This is a genomic window from Anaerococcus kampingae, from assembly GCF_046365475.1.
Lineage (GTDB): Bacteria > Bacillota > Clostridia > Tissierellales > Peptoniphilaceae > Anaerococcus > Anaerococcus kampingae.
This window is the reverse complement of the sequence record NZ_JBGMEF010000014.1, coordinates 21,200-36,632: the sequence shown is the minus strand read 5'-3', so window position 1 is coordinate 36,632 and position 15,433 is coordinate 21,200. Positions and strand designations below refer to the sequence as shown.

Here is a 15,433-nt window from a genome sequence, read left to right as displayed (position 1 = left end):
CCCAGGCGGCCCCTAAAGCGGGGAGCATGATTAGAAGCTTGCCTTCGGCAAGCCACTCTTTGTAGACAGAACTCCTTGTTTTAGCTATTCTTATCCTTACTGATTTTGACATTTCGATGCCTAAAAATCTCAATCTAGCCCAAATGTTTCTTTTATATGCACTCTATATCTCAGTAGTCACAGAAATTTATTATTCATTCGTGCTTCAGGAGATTTTCTTAACGGCATCTCCATTTACAAAATCTCCCGACCTTGGGAGAATTATTCTGTATTCTGAGAGAATATCGACATCAAAGTAGGGCTAAGGCTCGTTTTACTCTGCATAAGTCCTTCCATAGCTCAGCTTCGCTTCGCTAGGATAGGGCTATAGCCTTTGGCAAACATTGCGATAGATGGCTCTAAGGAAAAATGTCTTAAGACTTACATAAATAAAATCGTCTATTATTTTAAATCGAGGAAGCGTTAAAAAATTTTGTTGAGCGTAGCGAATCTAAATTTTTAGCTGACGAGATTTGAAATAATAGATTTTGAACCAGGATGAGCAACAGTCAGGTCTACTAAAGAAGATTGCCATAGGCAATCTTCAATTTGCCCTCTGCAAGAGTCGCTTGTGGGGTGTAACGGGGAGGGGTTTAAGGGGAGGCCGATGAGGACCCATGCGAAAGGGTCCTTGGGCCTCCCCTTATTACGAAGATTCAATAGTATATAAATATTATTAAATATAAGATAAAGTTACGAAGAAAAAATACCATATAATATTGTATCATTAAAAGAAAAGTCTCTTTGGGCTCCCCTTTGAGACGGAGATTCAATAGTAAATAATAAATATTTAATAAAAGATAAAGTTACGAAGAAAAACAGCAAATAATAACAATTCAAAATGAAATGAAAGAAAAATAATTTTATCTTGGATAAAAAAGGGAATTTTTAGGGGGAAGCCCCCTAAAAAAACATTTTATAAAGGAAAGGGGAGAGCCCCGGGCTCTCCCTCTAACAATCTTATTGAAAATAAGTTCTAAGCATCGCTTCTAGCAAAGGAATTTTTCATTTTATTACTTGCTTCATATAAGACCTTGTCTAAAAGTTTTAGGCTTGCTTCTTTGAGTTTTTCTGCTATTTCTTGGTTGGCCTTTTCTAGTTCGCTTCTTAGGTCCTTTCCTTCTAGGTTTTCTTCTTTTACTTTTTTGTCGTATTTGTGGACTATTTCCCAGCCCATGGCTCCCATTTCTTCTTGGTAGCGTTCGATTAGATTGGCTGTGTCGGCGTAGTGTGGGTCGGCTAGGGCTGCTATTAGGCGGTTGGTCCAGTAGAAGTCTTCTGTTGTCACATCCCCTGTGGTATCTCTTAGATAGGCTGGAGTGTCATCTACATTTGGATAAAATGGGACCATGGCGTTGTAGACATTTGATCCTAGGGCTAGCCATTCTAGGGCTTTTATGCCTTCTGGCATGTATGGCCTTATTTGGACTAGGCCTAGGAAGTTGTTTCTGTTGATGCCTATTGGTCTGAAGGCTCCTTTTTTGTCGGCGTACTTGCCATATGGGTCGTATTTTGTGCCTTGATAGTGGTGGGAGAGGACGTATTTTACATCTTCTGGTGTGATTTTTCTCTCTGGGACTCTTGACCAAGGTATGTCATTGTCATCTGGTCTGATGTCTGCATTTTCCCCATCCCAGATGTTGGACCTTGGGTTAAAGAATCTTTGGAGAATCCAGGCTCTTGGTGTGTTGTAGACGTGGTCTGCATCTGAATGGCTACCGAAGGCATCTCTTGGGTTGAGTATGCCATCTAGGGATAGGTCTAGGAAATTATCAGCGATAAAGTCTTTTAAATCTTTGGAGCAAAGGTGGTTTTCGCCCTTGCCATAAGCATCTTCTAGGTCAAAAGAGTCGATGCCTAGTTGGTTCGGCATGATTACATAGGAATCATCTGGGACTTTTTTGGCTATCCAGTGGTGGCCGCCGATTGTTTCTAGCCACCAGATTTCGTTTTCATCTTGGAAGGCTATACCGTTCATTTCGTATGTTCCGTATTCTTCAAGAAGGCTACCTAGTCTTAGGACTCCTTCTCTGGCTGAATTTATATAGGGAAGGGTGATGGTGACTATATCTTCTTCACCGATTCCTCCAATTTCTTCTGCTTTACCATCTTCTGCTTTTTTGTAGACTACAAGAGGGTCAGCTCCTAGGACTCTTTCGTTGGTGGTTAAGGTTTCTGTGGCTGTCATTGAGACGTTTTTCTCATTGACTCCGCAAGCTGCCCAGATTCCTTCATCATCTACTGCATTTGGCATGGCTGTGTAGGACATTGGATTATCTGGTAATTTTATCTCTACATGGGATAGGACTGATTTATATAAAGTTGGCTGGTCTTTCTTGTCAACTTTTATGAATTTTTTAGGACAATACTGGCCGCTGCCTGAATCTTCATTTCTAGCAACCAAGGTTGATCCGTCGTATGAGGCATTTTTACCTACTAATATTGTTGTACAAGACATTTTTTCCTCCTAATTTCTTATAGGATTAATATACGTCAAATTTTATTTCTATAAAATTTTCTTTTAAATAAATTTATAAATGTATTAAATTTTAATAAACGTATAATATGATTATAGATTTGAGGTAATTATGAATAGAGAAGAAAAATTAGAAAAAATTGTTGCTTACCTAAGAAGTGGGGAAAAGGACCCTGCTGATTTTAGGTTGGGTTTTGAAGTTGAACATTTTGTTGTGGATAAGGACACTTTGGAGTCTATTTCCTATTATGGGGAAAATGGCGTGGGGGCAAGCCTAAAAGACTTAAAAAATCTTGGCTATGAGGCCCTTGATGATTCTGGCCTTGCCCTAAGGGGCCATGGGGTGGATGTTTCTATCGAACCTGCCGGTCAATTTGAGCTTGCCATATCTGCCAAGGCCTCTGTAGAAGAACTTTATAGGCTCTATGAGGAAAATATGAGAAAAATTGTCCCAGTTTTTGAAAAAAGAGGTCAATTACTTGTAACCCTTGGCTACCACCCAAAGACTAAGATTGACGATATCAAGGTCATTCCAAAGGCTCGCTACGATTTTATGTATAAATATTTTGCTGACTTTGGGGGCGATATGGCCCACAATATGATGAAGGGGACGGCCTCCATGCAGTTTGCTGTAGATTATAAGGATGAGGAGGACTTTAGGAGGAAATATTTCCTAGCCTCAGCCCTTTCTCCTTTTATTTATTCTGTCTTTGATAATTCCTATATTTTCGAGGGAGAAATCTATTACGAAAGAAACCTAAGACAAACAATTTGGGATAATACAGACAGGATGAGGACTGGCCTTTATGATTTTTCCTTCGATCCCGACCTATCCTATAAAACTTATGCCGAAAGAATCCTTGAAACTCCAATGATTTTCATAAATAAGGATGGAGAAGATGAGTATGTAGGTAGAAAAACTCTTGAAGATTTAATGACAGAAGACAATGCTGATGCCCTTGTAGATCATGCCCTTTCAATCGTATTTCCAGATGTTAGGGCCAAGAAATATATAGAAATAAGGATGGCAGATGAGGTGCCTTTCCCTTATAATATGGCAGGCCTTGCCCTAATTAAGGGGGTCTTCTTTAATGAGGAGATTTTTGATAAGGTCTATGAGCTTTTTTCTGACATGGACTATGACATGGCCACTAAGCTTAAATATAACGCAGCTAGGATGGGGATTTTCGCCCTTTATGAAAATGTAGAGCTCTACCAACACGTCCTTGATATAATCGATTTGGTAAGGCCTGTTCTAAGTGAGTTTGAAAATAGGTTTTTAGATGAGCTTGAGGCCCTCCTAGACTTTGGCATCGTCCCAAGGGATATCTTTGCCAAAATCTATAAGGAAGACCCAAAAAGAGCCGTTTATGAATTTTCAGTCAATAAATTTGTAGAGGGACTCGATGGCTAAGGTCAAAAAAGCTTACGAATGTAAAAACTGTGGCCACACCCAAAATGTCTGGGCAGGCCAATGCCCATCATGCAAAAAATGGGGCAGCCTAATTGAAGTTACAGTCAAGGATACTAAGGGAAAAGCTCCTCAAATCCTAGATGATAAGGATGCAAAAAAGTTAAAAGACATTGAAATTAACGAATCTGAAAGGATTCACTCAGCCTATGAGGAATTTGATAGGGCTGTGGGCGGAGGCCTTGTCAGAGACTCTGTTTCAATCCTTACAGCAAGACCTGGAGCAGGCAAATCGACCCTCCTCCTTCAATTATCCAATTCTTATGCAAAAAGCGGCCTCAAGGTCCTTTATGTGTCAGGAGAAGAAAGTGAAAGCCAGATAAAATCAAGGGCCCAGAGGATAATGGATTCAGAGCCAGACAATCTTTGGATCCTATCGACCAATTCCATGGATTTGGCAATCAAGGAAATCAAGAAAATTGACGCAGATATCATTATCCTTGACTCCATCCAGACCTTTAGCCTCCAGGAATTTGACAACAAGCAGGGGTCTCCTACCCAGACAATAGAGGTGGCTGGAGCTGCTGTAAATTTGGCCAAAAATCCTGACAAGAAAAGGGCCTTCATCATGGTAGGCCATATGACAAAGACCGGTGAGATGGCTGGTTTAAGGACTCTTGAGCACTTGGTGGACACAGTCCTAATCCTAGATGGAAGTCCTGATGAAGACCTAAGAGTCCTTACATCAAGCAAGAATAGGTTTGGTAGAACAGGTGAGATTGGCCTATTTTCAATGGATGAAGAGGGTCTAGTGGAAATATCCAATCCAAGTGAGTATTTCATCACCCAAAGAGAAGTAGAAACCGAAGGATCAGCCATTTCAGTGACCAAGGAGGGGTCAAGGCTACTTGAAGTAGAGATAGAGTCCCTAGTTTCAAAGTCCTTCATGCCCTATCCCCAAAGGATCGGCGATAGCTTAAGGCGTGATGACCTAAACACCCTAATTTCAATCCTTCAGGAGCGTGCGGGCCTAAATCTTTTTGACTACAATGTCATAATAAAGACTACAGGAGGCCTAAAATTATCAGAGCCATCTGTAAACCTTGCTATAATCATGTCCATAGCTTCTTCTTATCTCAAAAAGACAATTTCAGATAAGACAGTCTTCATAGCAGAAGTGGGTCTTACTGGCGAGCTTAAAAAGGTCCCTCAGGTCAAAAATAGGGTAAAAGAGCTAGAAAGGCTTGGCTACAAAGAGGTATATTTAGCCAAAAACTCCCTAGATGCTAAAGACTTTAAGGAAATAAAGGTAAGAGAGCTTGCCAACATCAAAGAAGTCATTAAAGAAGTATTCAGATAAGCAAAATCAACGATGACAAGGTTTTTTTCTTGATAATTTTGTATAAATATGGTATACTTGGATAGAACAGAAGATAAAAGGAGAATAATATGAAAAAGAATATATTTTTAGTTGGAGCCCTTGCTCTAGTTTTAGCCGCTTGTGGCAATTCAGCTGACAAGGCAGATGACGCTAACAAAGATGCAGCTGCACCAGCAGAAAGCACAGAATCAGCTGAAAAAACTGGATCTGCAACAGCAGCTGGTTACGGTGGAGACATCAAACTTACTGTAAAAATGGAAGGTGACACAATCAAAGACATCACAATCGATGAAGATTCTGAAACAGAAGGTATCGGTAAAGACGCTCTTCCAAAATTAGTAGAAGCTGCAAAAGCTGCTAACAGTGCAGAAATCGACAACGAATCAGGCGCAACAGTAACAAGTGAAGCCTTCAAATCTGCCCTAAGTGAAGCTATCAAAAACGCAAAATAGGAAAAACTAAAGAGGCTATCTTATAGATAGCCCTTTATTTTAGAAAATATCATCTATAAATCATAGGAAAGGGGTAATATGAACAAATTTAAATCCATAAGCCTAGCCCTAGCCATGGCTATTAGCCTTGCAGCATGTGGCAATCAGGCGGCAAATGAGGCTAGCAAAGAAGAAGCTAAACCAGAAACAAAGACAGAAGAAGCAGCAAAAGAAGCTAAAGACCTATCTGGTATAAGCGGTACATATGAGGGAAGCGCTAAAGGTTACGGTGGCGAGATTAAGGTAAAGGTAAGCCTTGATAAGGGCGTAATCACAGCCATCGAAGCAGAACACAAGGAGACAAGTTCAGTAGGTGGAGCAGGACTTGAAAGAATCAAGGAAGAAGTCATTGCCAAAAATTCTACAGACCTAGACAATATTTCAGGTGCGACCATTTCATCAGCAGCCTTCCTTTCAGCAGTAAATTCTGCCCTAGAAGAAGCTGGAATCAAGCCAGAAGACCTAGCGGCTAAGGAAGATGAAAATGGAAGAGATGCCGAAATTACAACAGATACAGTAGTTGTAGGAGCAGGCGGAGCTGGACTTTCTGCAGCTATCCAAATGGCTCAAGATGGCAAAAATGTCACAATTGTTGAAAAAGCAGGGATTACAGGTGGTAACTCATCACTTGCTTCTGGTGGTATGAATGCTGCTGAAACAAAACTTCAAAAAGAAGAAGGAATTCCTGATACAGTAGAAACCTTTGTAGCAGATACAATGAAGGGTGGCCACGATAAAAACAACAAAGAGCTAGTTGAAAAAATGGCTCAAGAATCATCAGCAGCAGTTGATTGGCTAGAAGAATTAGGTGCCCCACTTAAACAACTTAAGTTCTCTGGTGGCCAAACAGAAATGAGAACCCACGCTCCAATCAATGACGAAGGCAAGTCAATCCCTGTAGGATCTTACCTAGTAAGCAAACTTACAGCCAAGGCCAAAGAGCTAGGCATTGAAATAGTTTATGATGCTAAGGCAGATAAGATTATCATGGAAGATGGTAAGGCAGCTGGTATTGAAGCAACATATCCAGACGGAGAAAAGCTAAAGGTAAATGCCAAGGCAGTAATCGTAGCTACAGGTGGTTTTGGTGCAAATAAAGAATTAGTTGAAAAATATAACCCAGACCTAAAGGGCTATGTGTCAACAAATGCTAAGTCAATCCAAGGTGATGCTATAGGATTTTTAGGAGATGTTGGGGCTAATTTCATAGATATGAAGGAAATTCAAATCCACCCAACAGTAGTCCAAAAGGACGGATCCTTAATCTCAGAAGGCCTAAGGGGTGAGGGAGCAATCCTAGTAAACCAAGATGGTAAGAGATTTGTAAACGAGCTTGAAACAAGAGATTTCGTTTCAAAAGAAATCCTAAGCCAAAAAGACCCATCAGCTTGGTTAATTGTAGACCAATCAATGATGGACCAATCATCAACAATTGCCAAATATTTCGAAAAGGGACTTCTCACAAAATGTGATGATTACAAGGCCCTAGCTGACTTAATTGGGGTAGATGAAGCCACAATCAAAGAGACAATCGAAGGCTGGAAGCAAATCGTTAAAAACAACCAAGACCCAGATTTTGGTAGAGAGGGCATGGATCAAACAAGAAGCGACCTATCAGTTGCTCCTTACTATGCAGTTCAAATCTCACCAGGCATCCACCACACCATGGGCGGGGTAGAAGTAAACACAAACTCTGAAGTCCTAGACAAAGACGGAAAGCCAATCCCAGGCCTATATGCAGCAGGTGAAGTCACAGGAGGCATCCACGGAGCTAACAGACTAGGCGGCAATGCAGTAACAGACATAGTTGTATTTGGTAGAAATGCAGCTAAAAACGCCGAAGAATATATAGGCAAGTAAAAGCTTTAAAGAGTCCTTAGGGGCTCTTTTCCTATGGGAAGTTCTCAAAGCCATCAGTCAGAAATATTTGATTTTTATAAATTCTAAAAGGTAGAAGGTGCGATACGTTCCTTAGCCTTCATCCTAGCTAGCCTCCTGGCTCTGGCTAGCTGGGCTAGGAAGGGGTCTTCTGCTTGAAATTTAGAAAATTTTCCTAGCTTTTTGCGAGTCTTTCCCTTAGCCCAATCGTCATAGGCACCTGACCTGATTTTCTCATAATTATTCAAAAAATAAGTAAAGCTAATGACAAAATCGCCCACTTCGCCCTTTAGGAATTTGCTTTTGTCTATGGACTTGATTGTAGAAATGAGGTCATCTTCTCCATAAGTTTTGATTAAAAGGTCAAGCCTTGCTTGATATTTGCTAGAGTCACTTATCTTAGCAATCTTTCCACCCAAACTATTCCAAAAATCTATGGGTGTCTTAGTCTTATTCATACTTGTATTATTAATACTTGTCTTATTATCCTTAAAGTCTCCTTCAAGACCCTCCCTTAAGTCTTCTTCAAGAGGGCCCTTTAAATCTTCTTTCATATCCTCTTTAAGATTTCTTGTAGGCTCTTCATTTCCTAAATCATTTACAAAAAGCCTTCTTTCCTCGATGCACTTAGTATTTTCTCTGTATTTGTATTCGGCTCTTATATAAGAAAGCTTGATTAGCTTATTTATCCATTTTGAAACTGAGGTGACAGATGTGGATAAGGCTTCAGCAAAATAGGCATTTGTGGCATGGCAATAGCCCTTTTTCTGTGCTAGGGCTAGAATTTCTGAATATATTATCTTTTCATTTGCTAATAATCTTTTATCATACCTAACATCTGCAGGTAATATTGTGTAATAAGTATTGGTCATTTCTTCTCCTTTAATATTTAAGTCTGCTTATATATAGCAAAAATGAGAAAAATGTCCCGATTTTTAGATAAAAAAATCCCCTTTCGATTGAAAGGGGGAAGATCTATTTGCTTGCTTTAATTCCTGCAAGGGTTCCGTCAGCTACTGCTGTGGCTATTTGTTTTACATCTTTAATTCTTACATCGCCTGCAAAATATAGGCCAGCAATCATGGATGAAATTTCTTCATCAAGGAAGGTATTTTTGACATTTGCAAGGTCTTTTATGAGGTCTGTGGAGCCATTTTGGCCGATTTGTACATAGATTTCTATGCCATTTTCATCGCAAATCGCACAATCATCTAAGATAGCCTTTACACATTTATAATCCCTTATTTCAAGGTCTTTAAGGCTTGTAGATGTGTGGACTTTTATTTTATCTGATGCTTCGATTTGCTTTTTAAATTCGTCAATGCACATAAGGGCATTTTGGTTTTGGACTATATGGACTTCCTTGGCAAATTTTGCAATATATAAAGCCTCCTTGCTTGCTCCATCTGATCCACCATTTACAATGACAGTTTTACCTTTTAGGCTTTCTTCGTTGCCATATGGCCAATGTTTAACATCAAAGCCCTTGTAGTCTATATCAAGCTCTTTTAGCTTGGAGCCTGCAGCATAGATTAGCTTTTTGCTCTCATAGGAATTTTTGTCTGTCTTTACAAGGAAAAAGTCGTCCTTTTTCTCTATAGATAGGCATTCTTCATAAGTTACATCGATATTAGAAAAGGCGAGCTGGTCTTTTAGTTTTTGTGAAAATTCCTCACCTGATTCATTATCGGCAAGGCTAGCATAATGACTAACTTTGGAAACATGGCTAATAAGGCCACCTACCCTATCTTTTTCTAGTAAAAGTAGGTCCTTGCCACGAGCCTTTGCATATAAGGCAGCGCTTACACCGGCAGGGCCTGCTCCAATAATTATTATATCTTTCATTTTTTTCACCTCTTTATTACTATCTGATAGAAATAATCAATTGCAAGTATTTTTCAAGATTTTTTTATGAATTTTTCAAAGAAAGCTAAGCTATCCTTACAAAATATTTAATTAAGAAAAAACAAAAGAAGGTGTACAATAGACTTATGAGAAAGATTAGAAATTTATTAATTATTATTTTAACCTTGGCCCTAGGGCTATATATCGGCCTTAGGATTAGGAAAAAGATTGAGAATGACAAGTATATATCAAAAGCAGTTTATGTTTACAATTTGACTGATGATAAGGAGGTCCTAGCCAAAAATGAGAACATGACCCTGCCAATGGCTTCCCTTACTAAGATAATGACTGTAAGGGTGGCTCTAAAGCATATAGATGATCTGGCAGGCCTTGCGCCAATTGATGTTGGGGCCTATCAGAGGGCTGTCAATATGAATGCCTCGATGGCAGGCTTTGTAGGAGGTGAAACCACCACCTATAGAGACCTTCTCTATGCAACCATGTTGGCATCAGCAGGAGAAGCTGCAGATTCCCTTGCCATAAATGTGGCAGGGGCCATGGGAGATTTTGTAAAGATGATGAATGATGAAGCAAAGAATCTGGGCCTTAAAAACACCTCCTACGCCAATGCCGATGGGATGGATGATCCAGAAAATTACCAGTCAGCCAAGGATTGTGCCATGCTTATCAAAGATAGCCTAAATGATGGCAATTTCAGGGCAATCTTTACCAAGAAAGAATTTCAAACAACCCCTACAGCTGACCACCCAAATGGGGTATATATAGAATCAACCATCTTTAGACACCTCAAAGATTACCATCAAAACGGCTTTGAAATAATCGGAGGCAAGTCAGGTACAACCGATAATGCTGGACTTTGCTGGGCGACACTGGCAGAAAAGGATGGAAAGGAATATATTGTAATAGTAATGGGAGTGCCTTATAGCGACATAAATAACCTAGGCGATTCCCACATCCAAGAGACACTTAGGATACTTGAAAATATAAGGTAGGTAGAAATGAAAGTATTATTTTTAAAAGGCGACTATCGTGAAAAAATCTGGGGCGGAGACAAGCTAAAAAATATCTTTAAGCTTGATGTATCAGATGGAAAAGTAGGAGAATATTGGGGCGTATCAGGCATGCCAGGCGAAAGCTCAGTCATCACTAATGGAGAATTAAAAGGCAAGACTTTAAGAGAAATCTATAGAGATAAGAAAGACCTTTTTGGAAATCCCAAAGAAGAAGAATTCCCACTTCTAGTCAAGCTCATAGATGCAGGAGATGACCTATCAATACAAGTCCATCCAGATGATGAGATGGCCGCAAGACTTCATGGAGCAAAGGGAAAGACTGAGTGCTGGTATATTTTAAATGAAGATCCTGCCTCAATTATCTATGGCCTAAATGTAGATAGTAAGAAAGAAGCCATAAAATTAATAGATGAGAGAAAATGGGATGAACTTTTAAAGGAAGTTTCAACAAAGCTAGGAGATTTCTTCTTTGTAAGGTCTGGTACAGTCCATGCCATAAAAAAGGGATCTTTAATCCTAGAAATCCAACAAGCATCAGACATCACCTATAGGCTTTATGACTATGATAGAAAAGATGATGAGGGAAAACTAAGAGACCTCCACCTAGAAGAATCCAAAGAAGCTATAAAAATTATAGAAAACGAAGATAAGATAGTAAATGAAGAAAAAGATGGTTATGACCAACGAATCCTCACATCAAATGAGTATTTCCAGGTTAGAGAGATGACCATAAAGACTTCTGCCAAGCTAGAAAGAGATAAGCTATACCTCTTAGAATTTGTAGTAGAAGGCCAGGGAGAAGTCCTTGTAGATGGAAAGACTTACCCACTTAAGAGGGGAGATTTCTTTATAATCACAAATGAAGCTAAATCTTATGAATTTAAGGGCCAGATGACCCTTGTTGAGTCAAATCCGGTAGACTAAAAATTTTAAAATTAATAGACCATTAGAAATAGGGCATCAAAGCTGGTCTATTTTTTTGCCTATTTTGCCTTTTAATTAGGTAAAACATTTTCCAAAAATAAAAATGAAAATATTTTCATAATTAGAACTTGATGCATAAAAATTATGAAAATGTGTTTATTATGCGATTCACTTGCATTTTTTATGCAGATGTTATAAAATAATATTTAGAAGAAAGGGATAACATTGGTAGAAAATCCTTTTCATAAGATGACAAGGAGAAAATATGGCTAATTTAAAATTAGAGCACATTGATAAGATTTATCCAAATGGTGTTCAAGCGGTATTTGACTTCAATTTGGATATTGAAGATAAAGAATTTATAGTTTTTGTAGGCCCATCCGGTTGCGGCAAATCCACCACCCTCAGGATGATAGCAGGCCTTGAAGAAATTTCTGGAGGAAGTCTTTACATAGATGGAAAGCTTATGAATGAGGTAAGCCCTAAAGATAGAAATATTGCAATGGTTTTCCAAAACTACGCCCTCTATCCACACATGACCGTCTTTGATAATATGGCCTTTGGGCTTAAACTACAAAAGGTAGATAAGGCTGAGATCAAGAAAAAGGTCGAAAAGGCAGCCGAGATGTTAGAGCTAAAAGAATATCTAGACAGAAAGCCTGCGGCCCTTTCAGGTGGCCAAAGACAAAGGGTAGCCCTAGGTAGGGCTATAGTTAGGGAAGCTAATATTTTCCTAATGGATGAGCCACTATCAAACCTTGATGCCAAGCTTAGGGTCCAGATGAGGACAGAAATTTCCAAAATCCACGACCAGCTTGACACAACCACAATCTATGTAACCCACGACCAAACAGAGGCCATGTCCATGGCTACAAGGATTGTCGTAATGAAAGATGGCTACATGCAACAAGTGGGCACTCCAGAAGAAATCTATGACAAGCCTGCCAATATTTTTGTTGCAAACTTCATCGGTTCCCCTCCAATGAATTTCTTCAATGGAAAGGTAGCAGGCGGCAAAATTACAATCGGCAAGGAAGAAATCCCTGTAAATGATGCCCAAAAAGAGGCCATCAAGCCTTATGAAGGAAAGGAAATAATCATAGGCATAAGACCAGAATCCTTTGCCGTAAATCTAGATGAAAAAAGTGGAAAATCAATAAAAGCAACCATAGAAAACATTGAAATGCTCGGAGATGAGTCAATCCTTTATGCCCAAGCTGAGGAAGCTGCTAGCCAAATAGCAGTCAAGGTCCAGGGCAAGTTTAAGGGGGTTGAAAAGCATGATGAGATAAATCTTGATATCAACCTTGATGAGATCCACCTTTTTGATAAAGACACAACTATGAGAATTATCTGATGGAGTCCTTGTCAAAATCCCTAGGTGCCCTTGGAGAGATAATAATATTTATCGTCCTTTCCCTAATCTACACGAGCCTGATACTCTTGCCTATAATTTTGATAAATCTTTTGATAGATAAAAGCCTCATTTCCTATATTTTCCTATTTGTGCCCCTTATAGGACTTTTAGGCCTTGCTATAGAAAGGGCCTTTATAGGAACGGGGAATGTATTTGTAAATCAAAAATCATTTTATAGACCATATTTTAAAGAGCTTTTTTCTACTAGGCCCATCAAAAAATATGCGACTTATTGCCTTTTGCTTAGTCTATATTTTTACTCCTGTGATTCTTTGAGAATTTTGGAAAATGGGATTTTAGGCCTTTTTATCCTTAGGATATTTTTGAGCCTAGCCTTTAGAAATATAATTTTCTATACCATCCTCCAAAGGGCCTTTAGAAAAGAGCTGGGATTTGTGGAAACTATCAAAAATTCTGCCATCCTTACTTTAAAATATCCCCTATATGCTATAATTATCTGCCTGGTATGGGGTCTAATCGAAGAGCTAATGATAAAAAACGCCCTTTGGACCTATGTGCTAGTGATAATTTTAGGCTTTATGGGCAATTTCATAAACCAAAGTAAAGTTAAAAACTTATAAGGAAGGTTAAAATGGATAATAAAAACTTGGGTCAGACTAAGGTCCTTGACCAAAAAGAATTAAAAGAAAGAAAGAAAAAAGCCAAAAAACCATTTAGCCAAAGATTTAAAAAGAACCTACCTCTGATGGCCTTCTGCCTGCCAGGTTTCATCTGGTTTGCAATAATGAGCTATCTACCAATGTTTGGGGTCATCATCCCCTTCAAAAATTATAAGGTATTTTCTAAAAATTTCTTTTACAATCTCTACCACAGCGATTGGATTGGATTTGATAACTTCAAGTTCTTCTTCCAGTCTAACGACGCTTGGGTGATCATAAGAAATACAATTTTGTACAATGCTACTTTTATAGTTGTAAACATTGTTCTTGCAATGTTTACAGCTATAGCCCTCCATGAGCTTTTAAATAGGAAGGCTGCGAAGTTTTACCAAACTTCTCTATTCTTGCCTTACTTTTTATCATGGGTAGTTATTTCTTATGCAGTATTTGCATTCTTATCACCAGATAAGGGTCTTTTAAATGCCCTCTTGACAAAATTCGGTGGCAAAAATATAAATTGGTACACCACAAAGACCTGGTGGCCAGTCTTCTTGGTAATAATCAATGCCTGGAAGGGCCTAGGCTACAATACAGTAGTCTATCTATCAGCCCTATCAGGAATCGATAAGACCTATTATGAGGCGGCGGTTATGGACGGGGCTAGCAAGTGGGAGCAGATCAAATACATCACCATCCCAATGCTTAAGCCAGTTGTGACAGTTTTGTTTATAATGAGTCTGGCAAATATCTTCAGGGCAGACTTTGGTTTATTCTACCAAGTGCCAAGAGATTCTGGACCACTTTATGCTGTTACAAACGTAATCGATACCTATGTATTTAGGGCCCTTATGAAAAATGGAGATATAGGCCTATCATCAGCAGTTTCACTCTTGCAATCAGCTGTTGGAGCAATCTTAATAATTGGAGCCAATAAGCTAGTCAAGAGATACGACCCACAAAGGTCCCTATTCTAGGAGGATATCATGCAAGAAATAAAAAGTAAAAAGCATTATGATCCCTTAGAAGTATCTAGGGCAAGCAATATCGGCCTAAATATATATTTGATTCTTTTGACCATATCGGCAATCTTGCCTTTCCTCTTTGTCTTTGTCATATCAATCACAGATGAGGCAACCCTTGCCACAAACGGCTACAGCTTATTTCCGAAACAGATAAGCTTTGATGCCTACAAGCTAATCTTTAGGTCAGGATCAACAATAATTCAGGCCTATAAGGTGTCAATCTTTATCACAGTGGTAGGTGTAATCCTTGCCCTATGTTTGACAACCCTTTATGCTTACGCCCTATCCAGAGATGACTTTGAATTTAAGGGATTTTTCACAAAAGTATCTACAATTCCGATGCTATTTTCAGGCGGACTTGTAGCAAGCTATTTAGTAATGACACAGTTTTTAGGACTTAGAAACTCAGTGTGGGCCCTAATTTTGCCCCTACTTCTAGGCACCTTTAACATAATAATAATGAGGACATTTTTCCAAACGTCCATCCCAAATGCCCTAATAGAGGCGGCAACCATAGACGGAGCTAACGAATTTCAGATATTTTTCAAAATCGTCCTTCCCCTATCCTTGCCAGTCCTTGCCACAATCGGACTATTTTTAACACTAGGCTATTGGAATGATTGGTACAATGCCATGCTTTATATAGATGACTTAAATAAAATACCAGTCCAATACCTGTTAATAAGAGTACAAAATTCAACGGCCTTCCTCGCATCTAGAGGTAGCCAAATAGGAGGTGTAGCCAATCAAGCAATGAAAACTTTGCCACAGGAGACTTTAAGAATGGCCATAGTAGTTATAACAACAGCGCCAATTGCCATAACCTATCCATTCTTCCAAAGATACTTCATAAGTGGTCTAACACTTGGAGCAGTAAAAGAATAATTCATTAAGG

The 15,433-nt window shown here is 39.1% G+C and carries 13 protein-coding genes; 10 read left to right on the top strand and 3 right to left on the bottom strand.

The features are described from left to right. Positions 1-1,015: 1,015 nt before the first annotated feature. Positions 1,016-2,497: a C69 family dipeptidase gene (locus ACCQ42_RS02890; protein ID WP_410035308.1), complete on the bottom strand. Its 1,482-nt coding sequence runs from the start codon at positions 2,495-2,497 to the stop codon at positions 1,016-1,018. A gap of 130 nt (positions 2,498-2,627) precedes the next feature. On the opposite strand from ACCQ42_RS02890, the gene ACCQ42_RS02885 reads away from it, so the two are divergent. The 4 genes from ACCQ42_RS02885 (at position 2,628) to ACCQ42_RS02870 (ending at position 7,658) form a co-directional block, all read left to right on the top strand. Beyond that, on the top strand, positions 2,628-3,929 hold the full coding sequence (locus ACCQ42_RS02885) for a glutamate-cysteine ligase family protein (protein ID WP_410035307.1): 1,302 nt from the start codon (positions 2,628-2,630) through the stop codon (positions 3,927-3,929). Next, the gene (radA, locus tag ACCQ42_RS02880; protein WP_106461406.1) at positions 3,922-5,286 is read left to right on the top strand and encodes a DNA repair protein RadA; all 1,365 of its coding nucleotides are present in this window, start codon (positions 3,922-3,924) and stop codon (positions 5,284-5,286) included. The genes ACCQ42_RS02885 and radA overlap by 8 nt, the downstream gene beginning before the upstream one ends. 89 nt (positions 5,287-5,375) lie before the next feature. Further along, on the top strand, positions 5,376-5,759 hold the full coding sequence (locus ACCQ42_RS02875; RefSeq protein WP_265212846.1) for an FMN-binding protein: 384 nt from the start codon (positions 5,376-5,378) through the stop codon (positions 5,757-5,759). A 78-nt stretch (positions 5,760-5,837) separates the two neighbouring features. After that, positions 5,838-7,658 carry a flavocytochrome c gene (locus tag ACCQ42_RS02870; RefSeq protein ID WP_106461408.1) on the top strand — a complete coding sequence of 607 codons (1,821 nt, stop codon included), beginning with the start codon at positions 5,838-5,840 and terminating at the stop codon, positions 7,656-7,658. 83 nt (positions 7,659-7,741) lie between these two features. Here ACCQ42_RS02870 and ACCQ42_RS02865 read toward each other — a convergent pair whose 3' ends face one another. Both ACCQ42_RS02865 and ACCQ42_RS02860 read right to left on the bottom strand, forming a co-directional pair. After that, positions 7,742-8,548: a helix-turn-helix domain-containing protein gene (locus tag ACCQ42_RS02865; RefSeq protein WP_106461409.1), complete on the bottom strand. Its 807-nt coding sequence runs from the start codon at positions 8,546-8,548 to the stop codon at positions 7,742-7,744. Positions 8,549-8,651: 103 nt separating this feature from the next. Continuing rightward, positions 8,652-9,521, bottom strand: coding sequence for an NAD(P)/FAD-dependent oxidoreductase (locus ACCQ42_RS02860; RefSeq protein ID WP_106461410.1), 870 nt, complete (start codon positions 9,519-9,521; stop codon positions 8,652-8,654). A gap of 146 nt (positions 9,522-9,667) precedes the next feature. On the opposite strand from ACCQ42_RS02860, the gene ACCQ42_RS02855 reads away from it, so the two are divergent. The 6 genes from ACCQ42_RS02855 to ACCQ42_RS02830 all read left to right on the top strand — a co-directional run bounded on the left by ACCQ42_RS02855 (position 9,668) and on the right by ACCQ42_RS02830 (position 15,423). After that, on the top strand, positions 9,668-10,534 hold the full coding sequence (locus ACCQ42_RS02855) for a D-alanyl-D-alanine carboxypeptidase family protein (protein ID WP_106461411.1): 867 nt from the start codon (positions 9,668-9,670) through the stop codon (positions 10,532-10,534). A gap of 6 nt (positions 10,535-10,540) precedes the next feature. Beyond that, the gene (manA, locus tag ACCQ42_RS02850; RefSeq protein WP_410035306.1) at positions 10,541-11,479 is read left to right on the top strand and encodes a mannose-6-phosphate isomerase, class I; all 939 of its coding nucleotides are present in this window, start codon (positions 10,541-10,543) and stop codon (positions 11,477-11,479) included. A gap of 265 nt (positions 11,480-11,744) precedes the next feature. Next, the gene (locus tag ACCQ42_RS02845; protein ID WP_106461413.1) at positions 11,745-12,836 is read left to right on the top strand and encodes an ABC transporter ATP-binding protein; all 1,092 of its coding nucleotides are present in this window, start codon (positions 11,745-11,747) and stop codon (positions 12,834-12,836) included. Next, on the top strand, positions 12,836-13,477 hold the full coding sequence (locus tag ACCQ42_RS02840; protein WP_106461414.1) for a hypothetical protein: 642 nt from the start codon (positions 12,836-12,838) through the stop codon (positions 13,475-13,477). The genes ACCQ42_RS02845 and ACCQ42_RS02840 overlap by 1 nt, the downstream gene beginning before the upstream one ends. An 11-nt stretch (positions 13,478-13,488) precedes the next feature. Continuing rightward, the gene (locus ACCQ42_RS02835; protein WP_106461415.1) at positions 13,489-14,490 is read left to right on the top strand and encodes an ABC transporter permease; all 1,002 of its coding nucleotides are present in this window, start codon (positions 13,489-13,491) and stop codon (positions 14,488-14,490) included. Positions 14,491-14,499: 9 nt separating this feature from the next. Continuing rightward, the gene (locus ACCQ42_RS02830; protein ID WP_410035305.1) at positions 14,500-15,423 is read left to right on the top strand and encodes a carbohydrate ABC transporter permease; all 924 of its coding nucleotides are present in this window, start codon (positions 14,500-14,502) and stop codon (positions 15,421-15,423) included. The last annotated feature ends 10 nt before the right edge of the window (positions 15,424-15,433 follow it).

Excerpts from the sequence above, each read along its gene's own strand:
- ACCQ42_RS02875 (WP_265212846.1), top strand. The coding sequence starts at position 5,376 with ATGAAAAAGAATATATTTTTAGTTGGAGCCCTTGCTCTAGTTTTAGCC.
- ACCQ42_RS02860 (WP_106461410.1), bottom strand. The coding sequence starts at position 9,521 with ATGAAAGATATAATAATTATTGGAGCAGGCCCTGCCGGTGTAAGCGCT.
- ACCQ42_RS02885 (WP_410035307.1), top strand. The coding sequence starts at position 2,628 with ATGAATAGAGAAGAAAAATTAGAAAAAATTGTTGCTTACCTAAGAAGT.
- ACCQ42_RS02830 (WP_410035305.1), top strand. The coding sequence starts at position 14,500 with ATGCAAGAAATAAAAAGTAAAAAGCATTATGATCCCTTAGAAGTATCT.
- ACCQ42_RS02865 (WP_106461409.1), bottom strand. The coding sequence starts at position 8,548 with ATGACCAATACTTATTACACAATATTACCTGCAGATGTTAGGTATGAT.
- ACCQ42_RS02855 (WP_106461411.1), top strand. The coding sequence starts at position 9,668 with ATGAGAAAGATTAGAAATTTATTAATTATTATTTTAACCTTGGCCCTA.
- ACCQ42_RS02845 (WP_106461413.1), top strand. The coding sequence starts at position 11,745 with ATGGCTAATTTAAAATTAGAGCACATTGATAAGATTTATCCAAATGGT.
- ACCQ42_RS02890 (WP_410035308.1), bottom strand. The coding sequence starts at position 2,497 with ATGTCTTGTACAACAATATTAGTAGGTAAAAATGCCTCATACGACGGA.
- manA (WP_410035306.1), top strand. The coding sequence starts at position 10,541 with ATGAAAGTATTATTTTTAAAAGGCGACTATCGTGAAAAAATCTGGGGC.
- ACCQ42_RS02835 (WP_106461415.1), top strand. The coding sequence starts at position 13,489 with ATGGATAATAAAAACTTGGGTCAGACTAAGGTCCTTGACCAAAAAGAA.
- ACCQ42_RS02840 (WP_106461414.1), top strand. The coding sequence starts at position 12,836 with ATGGAGTCCTTGTCAAAATCCCTAGGTGCCCTTGGAGAGATAATAATA.
- ACCQ42_RS02870 (WP_106461408.1), top strand. The coding sequence starts at position 5,838 with ATGAACAAATTTAAATCCATAAGCCTAGCCCTAGCCATGGCTATTAGC.
- radA (WP_106461406.1), top strand. The coding sequence starts at position 3,922 with ATGGCTAAGGTCAAAAAAGCTTACGAATGTAAAAACTGTGGCCACACC.